The following is a 5,192-nucleotide window of genomic DNA, read 5'->3' as shown; positions in this document are numbered from 1 at the left end:
AGGTGCAGATCCAGCACGAAGGCATCCGCTGCGGCCAACTGGGGCCGGACCCGACGGCGACGCTGACCCTGCCCAACGGCCGGACGCTGCGCGCCGGCCAGCCCATCGTCAGCTATGTGGCGCGCAATCTCGAACCCTACCGCGGCTTCCACACCTTCATGCGAGCCTTGCCGGCGCTGCTGCGGCAACGGCCGGACAGCCAGATCGTCATCGTGGGCGGGGACGGCGTCAGCTACGGCAGCGCGCCGCGCGACGCGGCCAGCTGGCGCGAAAAACTGCTGCGTGAACACCCGGTGGACCCGGAGCGGGTGCACTTTCTGGGCAAAGTGCCGTACGAGGTTTACCGCCAAGTGCTGCAAGTGTCGGCCGCGCATGTGTATCTGACCTATCCCTTCGTGCTGTCGTGGAGCCTGCTGGAAGCGATGGCGAGCGGCTGCCGCATCGTGGCGTCGGACACCGCGCCGGTGCGGGAAGTGATCCGGGACGGGGAGAACGGCGAGCTGACCGACTTCTTCGACGCGGCGGCATTGGCGGAGAAGGTGGGGGCGGCCTTGGAGACGGACGGCGGCGGGCTGCGGCGTGCGGCGCGGGAGACGGCGGGGCGTTACAGCGTGGAGGCGGGATTGGCGGGTTATCGACGGTTGTTGGGTTTGCCGGCGGAGTGAAGGCGGCTTTGGTGGAGAGCCCGCAAAAGCAGTAGCAAGCAGTAAATCGTAGTGCGTGATGACACAAACAATTATTGATAAGGAAACAAGTTATGACGACAAGCATAACGGGCAGCGACTTGGGCGGCGTGTTGGAAGGCAGCCCGCAGGACGATGTGCTCAAGGGCGGCGCGGGCAACGACACCTTGAACGGCTATGACGGCAATGACTTGCTGCAGGGCGGCGCCGGCGACGACGTGCTCAACGGCTACGCCGGCAACGACACCCTGGAAGGCGGCGCCGGCGACGATCTGCTCAATGCCGGCAGCGGCAACAATGTGTTGGCCGGCGGCGAGGGCAACGACACTCTGATCGGCGGCGCGGACAAGGACATCTATCTGTTCAACCTGGGCGATGGTTTCGACACTATCACCGACAACGCCCAGGACAAGCGCGACGCGGCGGACAGCGATCCGGCCTACCGCGACGAGCTGCGCTTCGGCCCGGGCATCCGCCCGGAAGACATTCAGCTGGAGCATGTGGGCGACGATTTGCTGCTGTCCCACCGCAACGGCGACGACGCGGTCACCATCAAGGGCTGGTTCGCCGACAAGAGCTTCTGGATCGAGCGCATCGTATTCGCCGACGGCGGCGAATGGGGCATTAGCGATCTGGCGCAGCGCGTGATCGTGCAGACCGGCAGCGAGCGCAAGGAAATCCTTAACGGCTGGCTGGGCAAGGATCATCTGATCGGCCTGGGCGGCAATGACGTGCTGAACGGCCGCGGCGGTGACGATCTGCTGGACGGCGGCGCCGGCAACGACAAGCTATTTGGCGAAGACGGCAACGACACCTTGCTGGGCGGCGACGGCGACGACACCCTGGACGGCGGCAGCGGCAACAATGTGCTGCACGGCGGCCGCGGCAACGATCTGTTGATCGGCGGCGCCGGCGCCGATGTCTACCAGTTCAATCTGGGCGACGGCGTGGACGTGATCCGCGACGCCGGCGGCCTGGACGTGTCGGTGAAAGACGAAATCCGTTTTGGCGCGGACATCCTGGTTAAGGACGTCAGCGTGAGCCGCCAGGGCGACAACCTGGTGTTGATCCACGTGAACGGCAGCGACCGTTTGGTGGTGGAAGGCTATTTCGCCAGCGTGTCCAGTCGGATTGAACGCATTGTGTTCGCCGAAGGCGTGGTCTGGACCCAGGCCGACATCAAGCTGACCCAGTTGGGCGGCAGCGGCAACGACACCTTGACTGGATGGGAAGGCAGCGATTTGCTGGACGGCGGCGCCGGCAATGATTCGCTGATCGGCGGCGGCGGCAACGATACCTTGATCGGCGGCCTGGGCAACGATGTGCTGGTCAGCGGCGGCGCGGGTGTCAGCGTGCTGATCGGCGGCGCGGGCAACGACACTCTGGTGGGCGGCGCCGGCGCGGAGATTTACCAGTTCGGGCTGGGCGACGGCGCGGACGTGATCGCCGCGCACGGCGTGGACGTCAGCGTGACCTTGCAGGACCGCATCGTGTTCGGTGTCGGCATCTCGGTGGACGACATCCGGGTGGTGCGTCAGGACGACGACATCGTGCTGATCCACGCCAACGGCAGCGACTCCATCACCATCCAGGCGGGTTTTAGCCTGGAGCATGGCTGGCATGGCCAGATTGTGTTCGCCGACGGCAGCGTTTGGCTGGGCGCGGAACTGGCGCAGAAACTGTTGGAAGTGCAGACCGGCGGCGATGACGACGATCTGCTGCTGGGCTCCGGCCAGTCCGATCTATTGGACGGCGGCGCCGGCAACGACACCTTGATCGGCAACGGCGGCGAGGACACCTTGCGCGGCGGCGCCGGCGACGACCAGCTGCAAGGCGGCGTCAGCGGCCACACCACGATGGAAGGCGGCGCCGGCGACGATGTGCTGATCGGCAACAAGGGCCGTGAAACCTTCGTCTTCGGCGTGGGCGATGGCCGCGATCTGATCAACTACGGTTCCCAGATCGGCAAGATCGCCGCCTTGAGCGCCAACGACGAAATCCGTTTCAAGGCCGGCATCAGCGCTAAGGACATCCGCGTGCTGCGCGCAGGCAATGACCTGCTGTTGCAGCACGTCAACGGCCAGGACAGCATCCGCGTCAAGAACGGCCTGGTCGACAAGACCGGCTGGGCCGGCGTGGTCTTGTTCGCCGACGGCTCCAAATGGAGCGCGGCCGAGCTCTTGACCATGGTGGTGGCCGCGGGCGGCACCAGCGGCAAGGATGTGTTGACCGGCGGCAAGGGCGGCGATCTGCTGGACGGCGGCGACGGCGACGATACGCTGATCGGCGGCGGCGGCAACGACACCCTGAAAGGCGGCGCCGGCAACGATGTGCTGATCAGCAGCGGCAGCGGCACGGCCATCCTGGAAGGCGGCAAGGGCAACGACACCCTGCAAGGCGGCAGCGAACACAATATCTATGTGTTCAATCTGGGCGACGGCAAGGATGTCGTCATCAACAATTCGCTGAACGTGTCTGTGGGCGTGAGCAGCGAAATCCGCTTCGGCGTGGGCATTTCGGTGACCGACATCACCGTGGTGCGCGTGGGCGACGACGTGCTGTTGCAGCACGTCAACGGCAGCGACTCGGTGCGCATCCAGGGCTGGTTCAGCAGCCAGAGCATGCAAGTGGGCAGCGTGGTGTTCGCCGACGGCGGCAGCTGGACCTCGGTGCAGATCAACCAATTCGTCAAAGGCGTCTATGTGGGCGGCAGCGGCAACGACGCCTTCCACGGCGGCAGCGGCAGCGATCTGCTGGAAGGCGGCGACGGCGACGATACGCTGATTGGCGGCGGCGGCAACGACACCTTGCGCGGCGGCAACGGCAATGACGTGCTGATCGCCACCGGCAGCGGCACGGTGATTCTGGACGGCGGCAAGGGCAACGATACTTTGCGCGGCAGCGCGGACCAGAACCTCTATGTGTTCAATCTGGGCGACGGCGGCGACCTCATCATCAACAACTCGCTGAACGTATCGGTGGGCATGAGCAGCGAAATCCGCTTCGGCGCGGGGATTTCGGTGACCGACATCACCGTGGTGCGCGTAGGCGACGACATCGTGCTGCAACACGTCAACGGCAGCGACTCGGTGCGCATCCAGGGCTGGTTCAGCAGCCAGCTGTCCCAGGTGGGCAGCGTGGTGTTCGCCGACGGCAGCAGCTGGACCGCCGTGCAGATCAATCAGTTCGCGGCGGGCATTTTCATCGGCACCAGCGGCAACGATGTCCTCAAGGGCGGTAAGGGACATGACCTGCTGGACGGCGGCGACGGCGACGACGTGCTGATTGGCGGCGGCGGCAACGACACCCTGAAAGGCGGCGCCGGCAACGATGTGTTGATCAGCGCCGGCGGCGGCGTGTCCATCCTGGAAGGCGGCAAGGGCAACGACACCCTCAAGGGCGGCGGCAGCCAAGACATCTACGTCTTCAATCTGGGCGACGGCCGCGACGTGGTGATCAACAACTCCTTGAACGTCAGCGTCAGCCACCAGAGCGAAATCCGCTTTGGCGCCGGCATCTCGGTGACCGACATCACCGTGGTGCGCGTTGGCGACGATGTATTGCTGCAACACGCCAACGGCGTGGATTCGGTGCTGATCCAGGGCTGGTTCCTCAGCCAGAGCAACTGGGTGGGCGGCGTGGTGTTCGCCGACGGCAGCAGCTGGACCTCAGTGCAGATCAATCAGTGGGCCAGCGGCATCTATATCGGCACCGCCGGCAATGATGTGTTGATTGGCGGCGCGGGCGGCAGCCTGCTGGACGGCGGCGCCGGCAACGACACCCTGATTGGTCGCGGCGGCAACGACACCTTGAAGGGCGGCGCAGGCAACGACGTGCTGGAAGGCGGCGCCGGGCGCAATGTCTATATCTTCAATCTGGGCGACGGCCAGGACACCATTCGCTATGGCGAAAAAGGCGTCAACCTCGCTTGGAGCAGCTATGACGAAATCCGCTTCGGCGTGGGCATCTCGGTGACCGACATCACCGTGGTGCGCATTGGCGACGATGTGGTGCTGCGGCATAGCAACGGCGTGGACAGCATCACCATCCAGGCCGGCATGTCGGTTCAGAGCTCATGGTCCGGCAGCATCGTATTCGCCAACGGCGGAAGCTGGAGTCTGCTCGAACTGATCAGCCTGGCGGCCGTGACCCTGAACGGCACCGACGGCGCGGATACGCTGAAGGGCGCCAAGGGCAATGACGTGATCTTCGGCCTGGCCGGCGATGATCAGTTGTTCGGCAATGAAGGCAACGACAGCCTGTTCGGCGGCGCCGGCAACGACACCCTGTACGGCGGGGCCGGCAACGACCTGCTGGAAGGCGGGGCGGGCGACGACGGTCTGTTTGGCGAAGACGGCAACGACACCTTGCGCGGTGGTGCCGGCAACGACACGCTGAACGGCGGCAACGGCGCCGACCTGCTGGAAGGCGGCGACGGCGACGACGTGATCTACGGCAACAATGACGGCGGCAGCTGGCGTGTTGAGGGCGACACCTTGCGCGGCGGTG

The 5,192-nt window shown here is 65.3% G+C and carries 2 protein-coding genes; both read left to right on the top strand.

Features of this window, described 5'->3' with window-relative positions:
* Positions 1–665, top strand: a 665-nt coding sequence (locus HA052_RS26970) for a glycosyltransferase (protein WP_166454423.1), incomplete at its 5' end; no start/stop codon positions are given.
* Between the two features lie 92 nt (positions 666–757).
* On the top strand, positions 758–5,192 hold a 4,435-nt coding region (locus HA052_RS26965), incomplete at its 3' end, for a calcium-binding protein (RefSeq protein ID WP_166454422.1).

This window comes from Chromobacterium fluminis, from assembly GCF_011602385.1.
Lineage (GTDB): Bacteria > Pseudomonadota > Gammaproteobacteria > Burkholderiales > Chromobacteriaceae > Chromobacterium > Chromobacterium fluminis.
The sequence above is the reverse complement of the archived record's forward strand: the minus strand, read 5'-3'. Positions and strand labels throughout refer to the sequence as shown.